This window comes from Pseudoalteromonas aurantia (genome assembly GCF_005886875.1).
Classification (GTDB): domain Bacteria; phylum Pseudomonadota; class Gammaproteobacteria; order Enterobacterales; family Alteromonadaceae; genus Pseudoalteromonas; species Pseudoalteromonas aurantia_A.
On the sequence record NZ_PNBY01000096.1, the window covers coordinates 1 to 16,454 of the forward strand.

General features: G+C 41.8%; 17 protein-coding genes. 13 read left to right on the top strand and 4 right to left on the bottom strand.

What is annotated here, in order from left to right; genetic code table 11:
* A partial coding sequence (gene glnE, locus CWC18_RS17615; RefSeq protein ID WP_138675801.1) for a bifunctional [glutamate--ammonia ligase]-adenylyl-L-tyrosine phosphorylase/[glutamate--ammonia-ligase] adenylyltransferase occupies positions 1–2,813 on the bottom strand: 2,813 nt, incomplete at its 3' end.
* An 80-nt stretch (positions 2,814–2,893) separates the two neighbouring features.
* On the opposite strand from glnE, the gene CWC18_RS17620 reads away from it, so the two are divergent.
* The 6 genes from CWC18_RS17620 (at position 2,894) to ruvX (ending at position 7,126) form a co-directional block, all read left to right on the top strand.
* The gene (locus tag CWC18_RS17620) at positions 2,894–3,787 is read left to right on the top strand and encodes a DUF350 domain-containing protein (RefSeq protein ID WP_138589870.1); all 894 of its coding nucleotides are present in this window, start codon (positions 2,894–2,896) and stop codon (positions 3,785–3,787) included.
* A gap of 34 nt (positions 3,788–3,821) precedes the next feature.
* Positions 3,822–4,235 carry a hypothetical protein gene (locus CWC18_RS17625; RefSeq protein ID WP_138589871.1) on the top strand — a complete coding sequence of 138 codons (414 nt, stop codon included), beginning with the start codon at positions 3,822–3,824 and terminating at the stop codon, positions 4,233–4,235.
* Positions 4,236–4,343: 108 nt separating this feature from the next.
* Positions 4,344–5,078, top strand: a complete 735-nt coding sequence (rsmE, locus tag CWC18_RS17630) for a 16S rRNA (uracil(1498)-N(3))-methyltransferase (protein WP_138589872.1) — start codon at positions 4,344–4,346, stop codon at positions 5,076–5,078.
* A 60-nt stretch (positions 5,079–5,138) separates the two neighbouring features.
* Complete coding sequence (gene gshB / locus CWC18_RS17635; protein ID WP_138589873.1) at positions 5,139–6,095, top strand: glutathione synthase; 957 nt, start codon at positions 5,139–5,141, stop codon at positions 6,093–6,095.
* A 21-nt stretch (positions 6,096–6,116) separates the two neighbouring features.
* Entirely contained in the window at positions 6,117–6,674 is a 558-nt protein-coding gene (locus tag CWC18_RS17640) for a YqgE/AlgH family protein (RefSeq protein WP_010362495.1), read from the top strand.
* Positions 6,675–6,679: 5 nt separating this feature from the next.
* The gene (gene ruvX / locus CWC18_RS17645) at positions 6,680–7,126 is read left to right on the top strand and encodes a Holliday junction resolvase RuvX (protein WP_138589874.1); all 447 of its coding nucleotides are present in this window, start codon (positions 6,680–6,682) and stop codon (positions 7,124–7,126) included.
* Positions 7,127–7,142: 16 nt separating this feature from the next.
* On the opposite strand, the gene CWC18_RS17650 is transcribed toward ruvX, so the two are convergent.
* The 3 genes from CWC18_RS17650 to CWC18_RS17660 are packed head-to-tail and all read right to left on the bottom strand — an operon-like array spanning position 7,143 to position 10,199.
* A complete protein-coding gene (locus CWC18_RS17650; RefSeq protein ID WP_138675802.1) occupies positions 7,143–8,042 on the bottom strand; it encodes a hypothetical protein in 900 nt (299 codons plus the stop codon).
* Positions 8,020–9,138 carry a PilT/PilU family type 4a pilus ATPase gene (locus tag CWC18_RS17655; RefSeq protein WP_138589876.1) on the bottom strand — a complete coding sequence of 373 codons (1,119 nt, stop codon included), beginning with the start codon at positions 9,136–9,138 and terminating at the stop codon, positions 8,020–8,022. The genes CWC18_RS17650 and CWC18_RS17655 overlap by 23 nt, the downstream gene beginning before the upstream one ends.
* A 14-nt stretch (positions 9,139–9,152) precedes the next feature.
* A complete protein-coding gene (locus tag CWC18_RS17660) occupies positions 9,153–10,199 on the bottom strand; it encodes a type IV pilus twitching motility protein PilT (RefSeq protein WP_138675803.1) in 1,047 nt (348 codons plus the stop codon).
* Positions 10,200–10,201: 2 nt separating this feature from the next.
* Here CWC18_RS17660 and CWC18_RS17665 point away from each other — a divergent pair, with 2 nt between their 5' ends.
* The 7 genes from CWC18_RS17665 to CWC18_RS17695 all read left to right on the top strand — a co-directional run bounded on the left by CWC18_RS17665 (position 10,202) and on the right by CWC18_RS17695 (position 16,404).
* Positions 10,202–10,912, top strand: coding sequence for a YggS family pyridoxal phosphate-dependent enzyme (locus CWC18_RS17665; protein ID WP_171041149.1), 711 nt, complete (start codon positions 10,202–10,204; stop codon positions 10,910–10,912).
* A gap of 14 nt (positions 10,913–10,926) precedes the next feature.
* Positions 10,927–11,748 (top strand): pyrroline-5-carboxylate reductase, encoded by an 822-nt coding sequence (gene proC, locus CWC18_RS17670; RefSeq protein ID WP_138675804.1) that lies wholly within the window; start codon positions 10,927–10,929, stop codon positions 11,746–11,748.
* A 9-nt stretch (positions 11,749–11,757) separates the two neighbouring features.
* A complete protein-coding gene (locus CWC18_RS17675) occupies positions 11,758–12,291 on the top strand; it encodes a YggT family protein (RefSeq protein ID WP_138589880.1) in 534 nt (177 codons plus the stop codon).
* A gap of 37 nt (positions 12,292–12,328) precedes the next feature.
* Positions 12,329–12,766 carry a DUF4426 domain-containing protein gene (locus CWC18_RS17680; RefSeq protein WP_138675805.1) on the top strand — a complete coding sequence of 146 codons (438 nt, stop codon included), beginning with the start codon at positions 12,329–12,331 and terminating at the stop codon, positions 12,764–12,766.
* Positions 12,767–12,772: 6 nt separating this feature from the next.
* Positions 12,773–13,366 (top strand): XTP/dITP diphosphatase, encoded by a 594-nt coding sequence (locus CWC18_RS17685; protein ID WP_138675806.1) that lies wholly within the window; start codon positions 12,773–12,775, stop codon positions 13,364–13,366.
* Complete coding sequence (gene hemW / locus CWC18_RS17690) at positions 13,363–14,499, top strand: radical SAM family heme chaperone HemW (RefSeq protein WP_138589883.1); 1,137 nt, start codon at positions 13,363–13,365, stop codon at positions 14,497–14,499. The genes CWC18_RS17685 and hemW overlap by 4 nt, the downstream gene beginning before the upstream one ends.
* Before the next feature lie 78 nt (positions 14,500–14,577).
* On the top strand, positions 14,578–16,404 hold the full coding sequence (locus tag CWC18_RS17695) for a DUF885 domain-containing protein (RefSeq protein WP_138675807.1): 1,827 nt from the start codon (positions 14,578–14,580) through the stop codon (positions 16,402–16,404).
* The last annotated feature ends 50 nt before the right edge of the window (positions 16,405–16,454 follow it).

Below are 16,454 nucleotides of genomic sequence, written 5' to 3' on the forward strand. Positions count from 1 at the left end.
ACAGATCTGAGGTTAAGTAGTCGACTTTCAAATATCGTCTGTACACCTTGCGCAGGTAAAGTATAGCGTTCATTCTTTGCGACACAGCGCCCCTGCTGATTTAGGCTTTGCTGATGGTAGCTATCTCGATATAAACAATATGCATCTGTTAAAAGCTGCTTCTCTTCTTCACTCAGTATTCCACCTTGTTCTGCATATTCAAAAATACGAATGTTATCGGTATAACGAGCTAACTCATTCAGATTGTGGCTATAACTTAAAACCAAGTATTGGGCTATAAACTCAATATCAGTCATGCCACCATGTCCCTGCTTTAAGTCAAAGCACTGATCAGAATCTTGAGATAAGTGCGCCCGCATTTTCTCTCGCATTTGTGACACATCTTGTTGTAGCTTGCCCTTATCACGACGTTGCCTCAAAATAGTTTTTCGTATTTCATCAAAGCGTTGTTGCATACTGGGTTCAGCCAATACCATCCTCGCACGCACAAGCGCTTGATGCTCCCATGTCCAAGCTTGAGTTTGTTGATAGTTAAAATAACTTTCTAAATTAATGGCAAGAAGCCCTGAGTTCCCTTCTGGACGAAGACGCGTGTCTAATTCATACAAAATACCTGACGCCGTTTTCGTATTAAATAAATGCATTAAGCGCTGTGCTAACTTAAGATAAAATTGCCGCGATGAAATAGATTTAACCCCGTCAGTATCACTGTCACCATCACGATTATGTACAAAAACCAAATCAAGATCTGAGTCATAGCCAAGCTCTAGCCCGCCCGCTTTGCCATAAGCGATAACAGCAAAGCCTTTCTCAGCCTCAGTAGCACCTGTAGGTTTACCATAACGGGTTTTCATTTGTTGCCATGCTAAGTCTACGGCTTGACTAATAATTGCTTCAGCCAATGCGGTTAAGTGATTGCTAACTATGGTAACACTTATTACCCCAGTCGCATCTGCTGCTGCAATACGTAATTGGTGGGTCTGCTTAAACTGTCGTAAAGCTTCCATTTGTAACTCTAAATCGTCAGGTTCTATTCGCAGAAATTGATGTCTAATTTCGTCTTTATACGCCGATAATGGGAGTGGCTTATACAATGCTGCGGGGTCCAATAGCTCGTCAAGTAAAATAGGGTATTTAGCGATGTGTTCCGCTATCCAACGACTATGACCGCACAAACTAATCAACTGTTTCAGCGCCCCTTTATTTTCATACAGTAACTCTAAATATGTGGTGCGAGAAACAACCGTGCTAACAACCTTAAGTACATGATTAAAAACACCAAATGATGCTTTTTGGGTTACCAACAGCTCCAATAAATGAGGCATGAGTTTATCAAGTATATCGCGACCCCTTGTGCCCATTTGGCGCTTGCGCAAACTGGTTTTAAACTCGTCGAGTCTTATACTCCATTGCTGTGACACATCATCAGTCAAATCATCACCAAAGCTTGAAAAATCACTTTCTAACCAAGCAAAGCCATAACTTTCTTCACACGGATTTTGCTCTTGTGGCTGCTCTCCAATCACCAAGGCAAATTCTTCTCTAACTGACTTCATCGTCTTGTCAATACAAGCAAGGCTCTTCGCGAAATCATCTGCTTCAAGTAAGAAATTCAAGCGCTCTATATCTATGCCGCTGTCTGGTAATGTTTGTGTTTGTTGATCATCAAATGCTTGTAGGTACTGCTCAACTCGTCGTAAAAATAAATAGTTACGGGTCAGTAATTGTGCGGTTTCAGCAGGTAATATATCTAAATGTATTAGTTGCTCCAGTGCGGCTAACAAAGAAGGCGTTTGTAACGCTACATCACGCCCCCCTCGCACCATTTGCAACGCTTGAATGATAAACTCAACCTCTCGAATGCCCCCCGCACCAAGTTTGATATTATTAACAAGCCCTTTGCGCCTGACCTCTTGAGCAATCATTTGCTTCATTTTCCTAAGCGATTCAATGACTGAAAAGTCAATATAGCGACGATATACAAAAGGCCTAAGTAATTTTTTAAACTCATCACTATATGGTGTGTGCGGGCCTAACACCCGCGCTTTGAGCATGGCATAACGTTCCCATTCTCGGCCTTGATCTTGATAATAATCTTCCATTGCAGCAAAGCTCATCACTAATGGGCCACTTTCACCAAATGGCCGTAACCGCATATCAACACGAAACACTTGTCCATCTACCGTCACCTGATTCAGCGCTGCAATCAGTTTTCGTGCCACTTTCGTATAAAAGACTTGTGTTTCATATTGTTTACGACCCCCACTGGTGACACTATTTTTGGGGTAAGTGAATATCAAATCGATATCAGAAGAAAAATTCAACTCCCCACCACCGAGTTTGCCCATGCCCAATACCAACATAGGTAACATATTACCCGCTTCATCAAGTGGCGCGCCGCATTGCTTGACTGTTTGAGAAAACGCCCAACAATTGGCAGCGTCAATTAAGCACTCTGATAATTTAGAAATGTAACGAATACTGTCTGAAATATCATTTTTACAAACAAAATCAAGCCACATCACTTTTAACCAGTATTTTTGACGATATCTCCGCAGTAGTTGAAAGCAATCTTGTTCATTCAAGGTTGTTAATGCTTCAGGCAATGGTGCAGGCACTTCACGCTGTTGCATTTGTTCATCATCTAATAGCCACCAACCTAATTTGGGTTGTTGTTGTAACAGTCGAAATGCAAAGTCACTCAAGGCCATCAATTGTGCTATCGGTTGCTCTATACGGTGTTCGGGATAAACGCCCTGCCAACGCTCAATAGCTAATGACTGTAAATCTGATGGCAATTCACGGTATCGCATAAAAAATCTCCATTGCCTGGTGGTTCAATAAGTTGGGAGTCGTTATAGTAATAACATTCATTATTAACAGTACAGTGCCCATGAGCTATTTGTCTCTAACTAACATCAATTTTTTTGCCATTTTTAGCAGTTTTTCAGTAATTTGCTTGGTTGTTGTGGCACTGCGTTTGGTTGTGCAATATAAAGCAAAACAGGTATTGCATGAAGAAATAGCAAAAAGAGATAACTTTGCCTTAGGGATTAACTACGCATGCCAAATTGCGGTCATATGTATAAGCATTGCATACCTATTTGACGATATAAGCATGGCGACGGCTCAAAAACAGCCCTTACGTGCAGCACTTTTACTGCTGCTTATCTTAACTTACATCTCGACTGGTCAGTACATTCATAGAAAGTGGATTTTATATAAATTCAATGAGGGGCAAGCCATATTAAAGCAAAATATTTGCGCCGCTTTGGTCGACTCAGGGATGCTCATCGCAAACTGTATTTTAGTCTTAGCACTATATCACTGGGTCCACCCGCGTGGGATCAGTGATTTATTGGTTGTCACATTGGGTTTTATCCTGCTGCAGGGGATCTTTGCACTCGATAGTAAACTTCGTGAAAGTCAGTTTGCAAAGGTAAACCAAGGTGCTTCTTTACAGCAAAACTTTAATTTAGCAAATACCTCAATTGGGATCCGTTACGCTGGTAAAACCATTGGATTAGCTCTGGCAATTTATGCAGGGTTACACAGTGCGCCGTATCATGGCGCAACGGTTGTAGAGAACCTTTTTTCGGTTGTTTTACATTGTGGAGCTATGTGGTCGCTACTGTATATTGCCAGTACTATTTTACTCCATTTATCCTTACCAAAAGTGAACATTGGGCTTGAAGTTGACCATCAAGATAATATTGGTGTCGCCTGTTTAGAATTTGCTGTTTTCGCAGCAATAGGCTATTTACTTATAAACATGTTTTCTGTGTAGTCTGCAATTGGATAAAACTTCACAAGGTGGAGCTATGTCAATTAATCTCGACAACTTTCTACTGGTTGATACTAACTCGGAGTTTAGCCGAAAGTTTACTGAGCACCTAAAAGCTAACAATGAAGCTAATAACCTCATTGTTGCAGGTGAAGACACCCGTCATTTGATAAAAATGATGTTCGATAACCTCATTAGTGACTACAGTTACTGTGACTTCGCTAATGAAATTAGTGTGTCTGAGCTGGCTACTTACTTACATGAACACCATACGATTCAAGGTGTATTGATCTCCTCAGTTGATTACCATTTAGCAAATGAAGCACAATTATTTATTCTTGATTCATTGCACCCAACGCGTTATCTCGTTGAACAAACTGCTGACGGTTATCACTACACACAGATCTCATCTCTTGGACATAATAACCATTTATCCTGCCACTTTAATTAAAGCGAGGACATTACATAGCCCCACTCGTTTACATCTTCTTGAGAATGACTAGACGATGGCCTCATGAACGCTTAATATTGCCGAATTCCCCGTTATCTCAGGACAATTATGCGCGTTCCACACATCTATCAACCATCAGACATAGTTTTAAATACAGCCCTTTACCTTGATGATGATGCCGCAGGCCACATTGCTCGCGTATTACGTATGAAAGTAGGTGAGCAGGTTTCCCTGTTTAATAATCAAGGCGGTGAATACTTGTGTGAGATCTCCGAGATAACGAAAAAGAAAGTCAGTGTTACACCCATTAAATTTGAAGATAAAGACTGTGAATCGCCTTTGCAGGTGCACTTAGGGCAAGGTATTTCTCGCGGTGATAAAATGGACTTTACGATTCAAAAAGCAGTCGAGCTTGGTATCACAGAAATCACGCCTTTATTCACCACCCGCTGTGGCGTAAAACTATCAGGTGAACGCCTGCACAAAAAGCATCAACAATGGCAAAAAATAGCCATTGCCGCTGCTGAGCAATCTGGACGCAATATCATCACGATAATTCACCCACCGATTGAACTCCATGAATGGTTAGCACAACCAAGTGATGAATTGAAACTCACATTACACCCTCGCGCTCAGCATAGTATAAAAACACTACCGGAACCGAAAAAAGGCATTCGCTTTGTCGTTGGCCCAGAAGGCGGATTTACAGATCCTGAGATGGAAAACACCACTGAACAAGGTTTTATTGATGTGAGGCTTGGCCCAAGAGTACTGCGCACTGAAACCGCCGCTTTAACGGTACTTAGTGCATTACAATTGCAATTTGGTGATTTGGCTCTTTAATTCTTTCTGATGATCCCCATATCTCTGATAATAATTCTAGGGTAATTAATAGGTATCAACATGGCAAAAAAGTTAGGGATCATCTCTGATCCAATCAGTGGTTTTAATATTAAAAAAGACACCGGCTTTGCCATGATGATGGCAGCCCAAGCAAGAGGGTATGAGCTATATTACATGGAAATGGATGACCTCTATTTATACCAAGGTAATGCCATGGCAACAGCAGCTAAAGCCCAAGTATTCGATGATGAAACCAATTGGTATCAACTTGAAGAAAAGCACAGTGTTGCCCTGAGCGAACTAGACGTAATCTTAATGCGTAAAGATCCGCCATTTGATACTGAATATATTTACGCAACGTATATGCTTGAGCAAGCAGAGCAAACTGGAACTTTGATTATTAACAAACCTCAAAGCCTACGTGATGCCAATGAAAAATTATTCACTGCGTGGTTCAGTGAACATACCCCAGATACATTAGTAACCCGTTCACAGGCCCAGATCCGACGCTTTCTAGATAAGCACCAAGATATTATCCTCAAACCACTCGATGGGATGGGCGGCGCATCCATTTTTAGAGTTAAGCATGATGACCCAAATATTGGGGTGATCTGTGAAACGCTCACAGAACATGGTAGCCGCTTTGCTATGGCACAACAGTTTATCCCTGAAATAAAGCAAGGTGATAAACGCGTGCTGGTTGTTGATGGTGAAGTGATCCCTTATTGCTTGGCTAGAATTCCACAAGGCGGTGAAACTCGTGGCAATTTAGCCGCTGGTGGCCGTGGTGAAGCACGTCCAATTAGTGACGACGACCGTAAAATAGCAGAAGCTGTCGCACCCACGTTAAAAGCAAAAGGATTGGTATTTGTTGGTTTAGATATCATTGGGAATAAGCTCACTGAGATCAATGTTACAGCACCAACCTGCGTCAAAGAAATAGAAGCGGCCTATGATATCTCAATTATGGACAAACTTTTTGATGCCATTGCACGCAAATTAAACCATACTCAATAAAAATATTAAGAGGGTCTGCCTATGCAATCGTTAGAAAATCACTTTTTAATCGCAATGCCCAGTCTACAAGACCCTTTCTTCAAGCAAACGGTCACCTACATTTGCGAGCACAATGAAGACGGTGCAATGGGGTTGGTCGTCAATCATCCTATTGACGTCACTGTGGGTGAATTGCTTGATAAAATTGACATTGATAATGACAAATCTAATTCTTCCGCACAGCAACAGGTTTTTGCCGGTGGTCCAGTGCATACTGACCGTGGCTTTGTTTTACATACCCCGAAGCCCGGTTACTCATCTAGCCAGGAGCTCAGCTCTGACATTATGATAACCACCTCTAAAGATGTACTCGCTTCGTTAACCACCAACAATAGCCCTGATTCATTTTTGATTACGCTTGGGTACGCTGGGTGGGAAAGAGGTCAATTGGAGCTTGAACTGCTTGAAAACTCATGGCTCGTGATTGAAGCCCAATCAGGTATAATATTCGATACACCGCCAGAAAAAAGATGGGAAAAAGCAGTTCAAATGCTCGGTATTGATATTACGCAACTGAGTTCACAAGCTGGACATGCTTAAAGCTTATGATTAAAAAAGAAAAAACACCGCAAGGCCAACGCACTATAATGGGCTTTGATTTTGGCACTACCAGTATTGGTATGGCAATAGGACAAGAGGTTACCGGTACAGCCAGCAGTATTGGCGCGGTAAAAGCCCGTGACGGCATTCCTAATTGGGATGACATTGCCATTCACATTGAGCAATGGCAACCAGACTTAATAGTGGTTGGGCTTCCTCTCAATATGGATGGCACTAATCAACATGTGACATTTGCAGCTAAAAAATTTGGTAACCGCTTGCACAACCACTTTAAAATCACCGTAGAGACTCAAGATGAACGATTAACCACCGCTGATGCAAAAGCTCGGTTATTTGAGCAAGGTGGATATAAAAACCTCGGAAAAGGCAATGTAGATGGTATGTCAGCGGTCATTATTTTAGAAAGCTACTTTGAAAGCTTATGGCAATAAACCAGCCGATATTAACTTAACGTGATTCTATTAATTTCATATCGGTGGCATTTAACACTTTAAATTGGCTGAGATCAGGAATAAACCCCGCTTCTGTGTAAGCTTTTCTGATCGCGCCCTTTTCTCTTAATATATTCAACCCTATTTGCAATGCTTTAAATGCTCGCTCGCCATCAACATGGCGTCGAGAGACAACAAAGTGACGACTACCTAGCAATAACACCACTAAATTTTTATGGGCAATCAAGTGAATATCCGCTAATTTATACTCATTACCTTTGCTTGGCATTAGTGGCATCAGCATAAAATCCACCCACTGCATGCTTACCATATGTGCTTGTGCAACCCAACTATGTTCCACTTCTAACCGTTTTAATGGCAATAAACTCAATGTTTGCCAATCTGTACGCCAACGCGGCGTACTTACCGCTGTGAGCTCAGCTAAATCATCTAGCTGCTTAACCTTCTGTACCCGCATATTGTCTGGTGCATAATAAATACCGCCATAATACTGGCCATACTCGATCACTGCATCACTAATAAATACATGCGATTGCTCAGCTTCAGCATCTGCAAGCCAATAGCTATCAAAACTTAGTAGGAGTTTTCCTTGACGAAGCAAAGACGTATTTCTGAAGTTAACATTCCCAGTTTGATAGTGGAACTTTTTCTTAAACCCGCCCAACAATAGCGCTTGCTGAACGATGATCATATCGACCACATCTCGGCGAATATAACCGCCACTAAAGTCGGTAATATCTAGCGCTGAACGGCCCGCCAAAAACTTTTGATAGTCGACGTAGACATCATCTCTTATATACATTTGCACTCTTTTTTCACTACTGCCATGAACACTCGGCAGTAGTGAAAATAAAACGATGCATAGTATTTGCTTAGTTGTTTGAATCCAAGCCATCGACCGTCACACCTTGCAAGAAACCCGCACCTTGCTGCTCATTATTTTGCAGTTTAATCATCAGACGTAAATCATTTGGCGAATCGGCATGGTGGAGCGCATCGGCATAATTTACACGTTGCTGCTTATAGAGTTCAAATAAAGCCTGATCAAAGGTTTGCATGCCAATATCACGTGATTTACTCATCGCTTCTTTGATCCCCCCAATATCTCCCTTTTTAATTAGCTCCGCAACTAATGGAGAATTAAGTAATACCTCTATGGCAGCTTCTCGTCCATCTCCTTTTGAAGAGGGAACAAGCTGTTGTGCAACAATTGCACGTAAATTAAGCGCAAGATCATATTTTAATTTGTCGTGCTTTTCTTTCGGCACCAAATGCATGATTCGATCTATGGCCTGATTTGCATTATTCGCATGTAGAGTAGCCACACACAAATGCCCAGTTTCAGCAAAGCTTAGTGCGTATTCCATAGTTTCTTGAGAGCGAATTTCACCAATCAAAATGACATCAGGTGCCTGACGTAGCGAGCTTTTCAAAGCAGCTTCAAAGCTCTCGGTATCTAAGCCGACCTCCCTTTGTGTAATAATACTTTTAGCGTGTTCATGCACAAACTCAATGGGATCTTCTATGGTTAATATATGACCGCGCTGATTTCTATTTCTATAACCAATTAATGCCGCCAATGAAGTCGATTTACCTGTACCAGTACCGCCCACAAATAACAATAAACCGCGCTTTGCCATGATCACATCAGTGAGCGTAGAAGGTAGGCCTAAGTCATTCACATCTGGAATTTTTGTGACAATCCGTCGCAGTACCATCCCAGCACAATCACGCTGCCAAAAAGCAGATATCCGAAAGCGCCCTTCCTCTGTCGCAATCGCAAAATTACACTCTTTTTCAGTATGGAACTGCGTTTTTTGCTTATCACTCATAGCCGACTCTACAATCGCAAGTGATGTATCAGCATCTAATATATGATCATCAAACGCCGTTAACTCCCCATCAATCTTTGCGCTCACAGCTAAGCCACTTGACACAAATAAATCAGAGGCCTGCTGCGCTACCATCATTTGTAAATAATTACTCAACATTACAGATTAACCTCTTAATACCCTGTACCAAATTGCTTTTTATCTTGTGCTTTTTGCTGTGCATCTTGTTGCGTGATCAAGCCTCGATTAATCAAGTTTGTTAAACATTGATCCATCGTTTGCATACCATGCACTGCACCTGTTTGAATCGCAGAATACATCTGCGCAATTTTATCTTCTCTGATCAAATTACGAATAGCTGGGATCCCCAACATGATCTCATGTGCAGCAACACGACCGCCTCCCACCTTTTTTACCAATGTTTGTGAAATAACAGCCTGTAAAGACTCCGATAACATAGAGCGAATCATATCTTTTTCTTCACCAGGGAACACGTCAACAATACGGTCAATGGTTTTAGGTGCAGATGTGGTATGTAACGTACCAAATACCAAATGCCCTGTTTCAGCCGCCGTCATGGCTAGTCTAATCGTTTCTAAATCTCGTAACTCACCCACTAAGATCACATCAGGATCTTCTCGTAAAGCACTGCGCAGCGCCGTATTAAAGCTGTGCGTGTCACGATGTACTTCACGTTGATTAATAAGACTTAGTTGATTTTGGTGAACAAATTCGATGGGATCTTCAATGGTCAAAATGTGGTGATGCTTGTTTGCGTTAATATAATCTACCATTGCGGCCAAAGTGGTTGATTTACCCGACCCGGTTGGACCAGTAACCAATACCAACCCTCGTGGGTTTTCGGAGATATCTCTAAAAATATCAGGGGCACCCAGCTCATCTAATGTCAGTACTTTTGCCGGAATAGTCCGAAACACAGCAGCAGGACCCCGACTGGTATTAAATGCATTTACCCTAAAACGAGCTAAATTTGGCACTTCAAACGAAAAATCAACTTCAAGATTTTGCTCATAGTCTTTGCGTTGGTTATCATTCATAATATCATAAACTAATGAGTTCACATCTTTTGCTTCTAACGAAGGGATGTTTACCCGGCGAACATCGCCATCAACCCTTATCATTGGCGAAACGCCTGATGATAAATGTAAATCCGAGGCTTTATGTTGAACACTAAAGGCCAATAATTCAGTAATATCCATGTATGACTCCACAACGAGCTGATAATAATATGGTTACAATAGCAGAACGACTCACGTCCGCCTATTCTCGGGTAGAAATAGCCCAGCAAAACTGTCAACTTAAACACCCTTTGACAATATTAGCAGTATCTAAGACCAAACCCTTAGAAATGATTGAAAATGCTTATCAAGCAGGTCATCGCCAATTTGGTGAATCATACGTTCAAGAAGCCGTTGAAAAAGTTCAAGCACTCAAACACTACCGAGATATTGAATGGCACTTTATTGGACCGATTCAATCGAATAAGTCGCGCTTAGTCGCTGAAAATTTTAGCTGGGTACAAAGTGTAGACCGAGAAAAACTGGCTAGGCGCCTCAATGAACAGCGTCCAAATAACCTGATGCCTTTAAACATACTGATCCAAGTCAATATCAGTCATGATGAAAACAAATCAGGCTGTACACTTGCCGATGTAGACTCATTGGCAGCGTTCATTGACAGCTGTCGGCAACTAAATTTACGTGGTTTAATGACGATTACTGAAAATACCCCAGATAAAGCCAAACAATTTGAATATTTCCAGCAAATGCGTGCTTGCTTTGATAGACTAAAGCACCAATATCCACAAGTAGATACTCTATCAATGGGTATGAGTGGAGACCTAGAAACAGCTGTGTCAGCGGGGTCGACCATGGTGCGTATTGGCACAGACATATTTGGAAAAAGACAATAAGGTAAGCAAAAATAATGTCGAATAAAACAATTGCATTTATCGGTACTGGCAATATGAGCTACGCCATAATTGGTGGCATGATCAAAAGTGGCTTTACATCGCAAAGTATTATCGCGACGAACCGAAATGAAGAAAAGCTCGCCAAAGTCGCGGCCGACTTTAATGTTAGAACGACGACTGACAATATTACTGCATTAAAAGAAGCTGACGTCATCGTGTTATCTGTCAAACCTCAAATGATGGCGCAACTTTGCGATTCACTCCAAACTGCAAACGTTGATTTAAGCAACAAGCTTTTTGTCTCAGTTGCCGCAGGGATCACCGTCGCTAGGCTGCAAGACATGCTAGGTCAACCCGTTAAAATGGTACGCTGTATGCCCAATACACCGAGCCTACTTGGTTTAGGCGTATCCGGATTGTTCGCCCAAGGGATCAGTACAGAAGAACGTGATTTTGTAGAGCAAGTTTTTTCAAGTACGGGGATTACAACTTGGGTAGAAACAGAAGCCAAAATAAATGATATTATTGCGGTTACAGGCTCTTCACCTGCGTATTTTTTCTTATTTATGGAAGCCATAGAAGAAAAAGCCCGCGCCTTAGGGTTTGATGCTGAACAAGCTCGCGCCCTAGTGCAACAAACCGCCTTAGGGGCTGCAGAAATGGCAGCGTCTCAACCAGAAATCAGTATTTCACAATTGCGTGCTAACGTTACATCAAAAGGTGGCACAACGCACGCAGCCGTTGAACATTTAAAATCAAATAACTTACATACCACAGTTGCCGACGCGATGGATGCGTGTATTTCACGTGCTCAGCAGATGGAACAAGAACTATAAGGTTTTACTATGAATGCCATGCAATTTTTAATTGGGGTCGTCTTCGATCTATTTCTTATGGTGGTGTTATTACGCTTTTGGCTACAATTAGCTAAAGCGGATTTTTATAACCCACTGAGCCAAACGGTGGTCAAAGCGACCTCTTTTGCAGTAAACCCTTTACGCAAAATTATTCCGGGTGTTGGCGGGCTTGATTTAGCGTCTCTTATACTTGCGTTTTTAGTCGGGTTTGCAAAAATATCTGTGTTAATGGTGCTTTTCTACGGTGGCTGGAACCCGGTTGGTGCCGCGATCACTGGGGCGATGACCGTTTTAAAAGAAGCGTTCAGTTTAGTATTTTGGGTGCTTATCATTCGTGCAATACTGAGTTGGGTGGCACAAGGCTATAACCCCATTGCCGCAGTGTTCGACCAATTAACTGAACCTATGCTTCGCCCGATTCGTAAAGTAATTCCTCCCCTTGGCGGACTAGATTTATCAATTTTAGTCTTGATCATTGGTATGCAATTTTTACAAATCCTAATGATGGACCTATTAGGTTAATTTAACTGGGCACAATACGTGCCCCTTAGGACCACTTATGAAAAACTATTTTCTCGCTTTAATACTGTTAGCAACCAGCGTTTGCGTGCATGCGAACTCCACTCAAGGTGGGCAATTCAAAAATCTTGGCCCGTTACAAGTCCATTACATCGCCTTTCCGTCGACATTTATTCAACCGACTATCGCCAAAGCATATGGTTTAGAGCGAAGTAATTATAAAGGGATCATTAATATCTCGGTGCTCGCTAATAAAAGAGGTAACCCCGCTTTAAAGGCGAATTTAACCGGTGAAGCGCGTAATTTACTAGGTAGTAAACAAACATTAGAGTTTAAAGAAGTCATTGATGGTGACGCCATATACTATTTGGCTCAGGTTGATTATCGCAATGAAGAAGTATATCGCTTTAAAATTAATATCAACCAAGGCAACACGTATCAAGTACTTAACTTTCAACAAAAATTTTATGTGGATTAAACGACAATGAGTCAAAAAATCGTCCTCGCAACAGGCAATCAAGGGAAAGTTAAAGAGCTTGGCACTATGCTCAGCGAGTTTAATATAGAGGTGGTGCCACAAAGTAAATTTAGTGTGAGTGAAGTCGCCGAGACAGGCACCACTTTCGTCGAGAATGCCATTATAAAAGCCCGTCATGCAGCCAAAGAAACCGGCCTACCCGCCATCGCTGATGACTCAGGAATTGAAGTTGACGCTTTAAACGGCGCACCTGGGGTTTACTCTGCACGCTATGCAGGTCCCCAAGCAAATAATCAAGACAATATCGACAAGTTATTAAATGCATTAACAAACCACTCAGCCCGTACTGCTCGCTTCTGGTGCGTCCTAGTTTATATGCGCCATGAGCATGATCCGACCCCCATAATCTGTCAAGCCAGCTGGGAAGGCGAAATCACCCAAAGCCAACAAGGCAGAGAAGGGTTCGGCTACGACCCTGTATTTTATGTACCCAGTGAAGGATGCACGTCAGCGCAATTAACTAAGGATGAGAAAAATGCTCTAAGCCATCGCGGCCAAGCATTAAAGATGTTACTTGCGCAATTTAAGGCGACTGCGTGAAGCTACCTCCATTAAGTTTATATGTGCACGTACCTTGGTGCGTGCAAAAGTGCCCATATTGTGACTTTAATAGTCATGGTAAAAAAGGCGATATTCCTGAAAAAGAATATGTTCAACATCTGATTGACGATTTAAAATCGGACCTACCTTATGTACAAGGCCGCAAAATTCATAGCATCTTTATTGGCGGCGGAACCCCTAGTCTTTTATCAGCAGACGCATACGTGCAGTTGCTTTCAGAAGTAGCACTCTTAATTGGGTTTGAACAAGGCATTGAAATTACCCTCGAAGCCAACCCAGGAACTGTCGAGACTGACCGTTTTAAGCGCTATGTAGAAGCGGGCATTAACCGTATTTCAATTGGTGTACAGAGTTTGCAAGAAGACAAGCTCAAAGTTCTGGGCCGCATACATGGTGAGCAAGAAGCCATCAATGCCGCTCATGAAGCAAAGTCTGCGGGCCTAAATGCATTTAATATGGATTTGATGCATGGGCTACCAGGACAGAATATTGAAGACGCATTAAGTGACTTACAACGTGTTATTGACTTAAGCCCACCCCATATCTCTTGGTATCAACTAACCATTGAGCCCAATACGCAGTTTGCTTCAAAACCCCCTAAATTACCGGAAGACGAAACCCTTTGGGATATCCAAGAGCAAGGCCAAGCCCTGCTCGCTCAAGCGGGTTATCAGCAGTATGAAATATCTGGTTATGCTAAATCGGGTTATCAGTGTCGCCACAACCTCAATTATTGGCAGTTCGGCGATTATCTTGGCATTGGGTGCGGTGCCCATGGCAAAATTACACAATTGGATGGCCAAAAAATAGTGCGAACCGAGAAGGTGAAACATCCCCGTGGCTATATGGATTTAACTAAACCATATTTATATAAAAGTTGGCAAGTTGATGAATCTGATCGGGCATTTGAGTTTTTTATGAATTGCTTGCGTTTACAGGCCCCCTGTAATAAACAAACGTTCATAAGTTATACCGGGCTAAAACTTGAAGATGTACAACCGGCGATCACGCAGGCCATTAATCAAGGTCTCATCATTGACGAATCTCATTCATGGTTGGTTACAAATAAGGGCCACAGATACTTAAATGACCTGCTAGAATTGTTCGTCTAAGCTGGCTATTTCGCCAACTAAAAAAACAAATAATGACAAATTACCGCCAAATGGCATATTAATAATAAGGGTATTATGATGCGTAAATTGACCTTTGTAGCTGCAGCAATCAGTGTTGCTCTATTAAGTGGTTGCCAGCAAACAGCTGATAAACCAGCTCCTGCACCACAAGTCCAAGTGGAACAGAGTGAAATCACCAAAGCCAATGCATTTTTTGAAGAAGTATTCACCAGTAGTGTAATGCGCAGCCCCGTATATCAGACATATATGGGTATCAAGCAAGATTATGATAAGTGGGATGATGATAGTGAAGAAACGACGCTAAAAGAGCTGGCTATCACCAAGAAGAACCTAGTGACACTTAATAGTATTGACCGAAATAAACTAGATGAAGCCACTCAAGTAAGTTATGACTTGATGAAACAAAATCTAGAAGACAACATTGCTGATTATAAATGGCGTCATCATAATTACCCTGTTAATCAGATGTTTGGCATACACTCAATGGTGCCTGCATTCTTGATTAACCAACATCAGATCAGCAACGTAAAAGAAGCGAAAGACTATATTTCACGTTTAAATGGCGTACCAAAAGTTTTTGATCAATTGATCACTAACTTAGAGATCCGTGCTGATAAAGGGATTATAGCGCCGAAGTTTGTATTTCCACATGTAATTGATTCAAGCAAAAACATCATTGTTGGCGCACCATTTGAAAGCGGTAAAGACTCAACATTACTCGCTGACTTTAAACGTAAAGTTGAAAAGTTAGAGATCTCACAAGATGAAAAGTCAGCCTTGATCAATGAAGCAACTGACTCACTAAAAGTTGCAGTGAAACCAGCGTATAGCAAACTAATTAGCTACTTAGCAAAACTCGAGAAAAAAGCAGACTCTCGAGATGGCGCATGGAAATTCCCTGACGGTGATCAGTTCTTTAACAATGCACTTGCCCGTACGACAACCACAGAGTTAACTGCGAAAGAAATCCATCAAATTGGCCTATCTGAAGTTGCACGTATTCATGATGAAATGCGTGAAATTAAAGAAAAGGTTGGCTTCAAAGGTGATTTAGCTGCATTCATGGAATTCATGAAAACAGATAAACAGTTTTACCTACCAAACACGGAAGAAGGTAAAGAAAAGTACCTGAATGATGCGACAGCAATGATTGATAATATGAAAGTTCGCCTTGATGAGCTATTTATTATCAAACCAAAAGCAGACATGATCGTAAAGCGTGTTGAAGCATTCCGTGAAAAAGCGGCTGGTAAAGCTTTCTATCAACAACCAGCGCCAGATGGCTCACGCCCTGGTATTTACTATGCAAACCTTTACGATATGGAGGCAATGCCAACTTATCAAATGGAAGCACTGGCATACCATGAAGGCATTCCTGGTCACCACATGCAAATAGCCATCGCACAAGAACTTGAAGGTGTACCTAAGTTCCGTAAGTTTGGTCGCTATACCGCTTACACTGAAGGTTGGGGACTATACTCTGAGTTCGTTCCGAAAGAAATGGGCCTATACGAAGACCCGTATTCTGACTTTGGTCGCTTAGCAATGGAATTATGGCGCGCCTGTCGCTTAGTCGTAGATACTGGTATCCACGCGATGAAATGGACTCGCCAAGAAGGTATTGATTACTATGTAAACAACACACCAAATGCAAAGTCTGACGGCATCAAAATGGTAGAACGCCATGTTGTTATGCCATCTCAGGCGACCGCATACAAAATTGGTATGTTAAAAATACTTGAACTGCGTGAAGCAGCTAAAAAAGAGCTTGGTGATAAGTTCGATATACGTCAATTCCATGATGTAGTACTAAAAAATGGCCCACTGCCATTAAACGTATTAGAGAAGTTTGTTGACGAATGGGTTGCAAGTAAAAAAGCATAATCCAATTTAATTGAAAAAGGCTACCATACAGTTAATGCCGATCAGATAAG

Coding starts and splice junctions, on each gene's coding strand:
- CWC18_RS17620 (WP_138589870.1), top strand. CDS start 2,894: ATGAGCTATTTGTCTCTAACTAACATCAATTTTTTTGCCATTTTTAGC.
- CWC18_RS17625 (WP_138589871.1), top strand. CDS start 3,822: ATGTCAATTAATCTCGACAACTTTCTACTGGTTGATACTAACTCGGAG.
- rsmE (WP_138589872.1), top strand. CDS start 4,344: ATGCGCGTTCCACACATCTATCAACCATCAGACATAGTTTTAAATACA.
- gshB (WP_138589873.1), top strand. CDS start 5,139: ATGGCAAAAAAGTTAGGGATCATCTCTGATCCAATCAGTGGTTTTAAT.
- CWC18_RS17640 (WP_010362495.1), top strand. CDS start 6,117: ATGCAATCGTTAGAAAATCACTTTTTAATCGCAATGCCCAGTCTACAA.
- ruvX (WP_138589874.1), top strand. CDS start 6,680: ATGATTAAAAAAGAAAAAACACCGCAAGGCCAACGCACTATAATGGGC.
- CWC18_RS17650 (WP_138675802.1), bottom strand. CDS start 8,042: ATGGCTTGGATTCAAACAACTAAGCAAATACTATGCATCGTTTTATTT.
- CWC18_RS17655 (WP_138589876.1), bottom strand. CDS start 9,138: ATGTTGAGTAATTATTTACAAATGATGGTAGCGCAGCAGGCCTCTGAT.
- CWC18_RS17660 (WP_138675803.1), bottom strand. CDS start 10,199: ATGGATATTACTGAATTATTGGCCTTTAGTGTTCAACATAAAGCCTCG.
- CWC18_RS17665 (WP_171041149.1), top strand. CDS start 10,202: ATGACTCCACAACGAGCTGATAATAATATGGTTACAATAGCAGAACGA.
- proC (WP_138675804.1), top strand. CDS start 10,927: ATGTCGAATAAAACAATTGCATTTATCGGTACTGGCAATATGAGCTAC.
- CWC18_RS17675 (WP_138589880.1), top strand. CDS start 11,758: ATGAATGCCATGCAATTTTTAATTGGGGTCGTCTTCGATCTATTTCTT.
- CWC18_RS17680 (WP_138675805.1), top strand. CDS start 12,329: ATGAAAAACTATTTTCTCGCTTTAATACTGTTAGCAACCAGCGTTTGC.
- CWC18_RS17685 (WP_138675806.1), top strand. CDS start 12,773: ATGAGTCAAAAAATCGTCCTCGCAACAGGCAATCAAGGGAAAGTTAAA.
- CWC18_RS17695 (WP_138675807.1), top strand. CDS start 14,578: ATGCGTAAATTGACCTTTGTAGCTGCAGCAATCAGTGTTGCTCTATTA.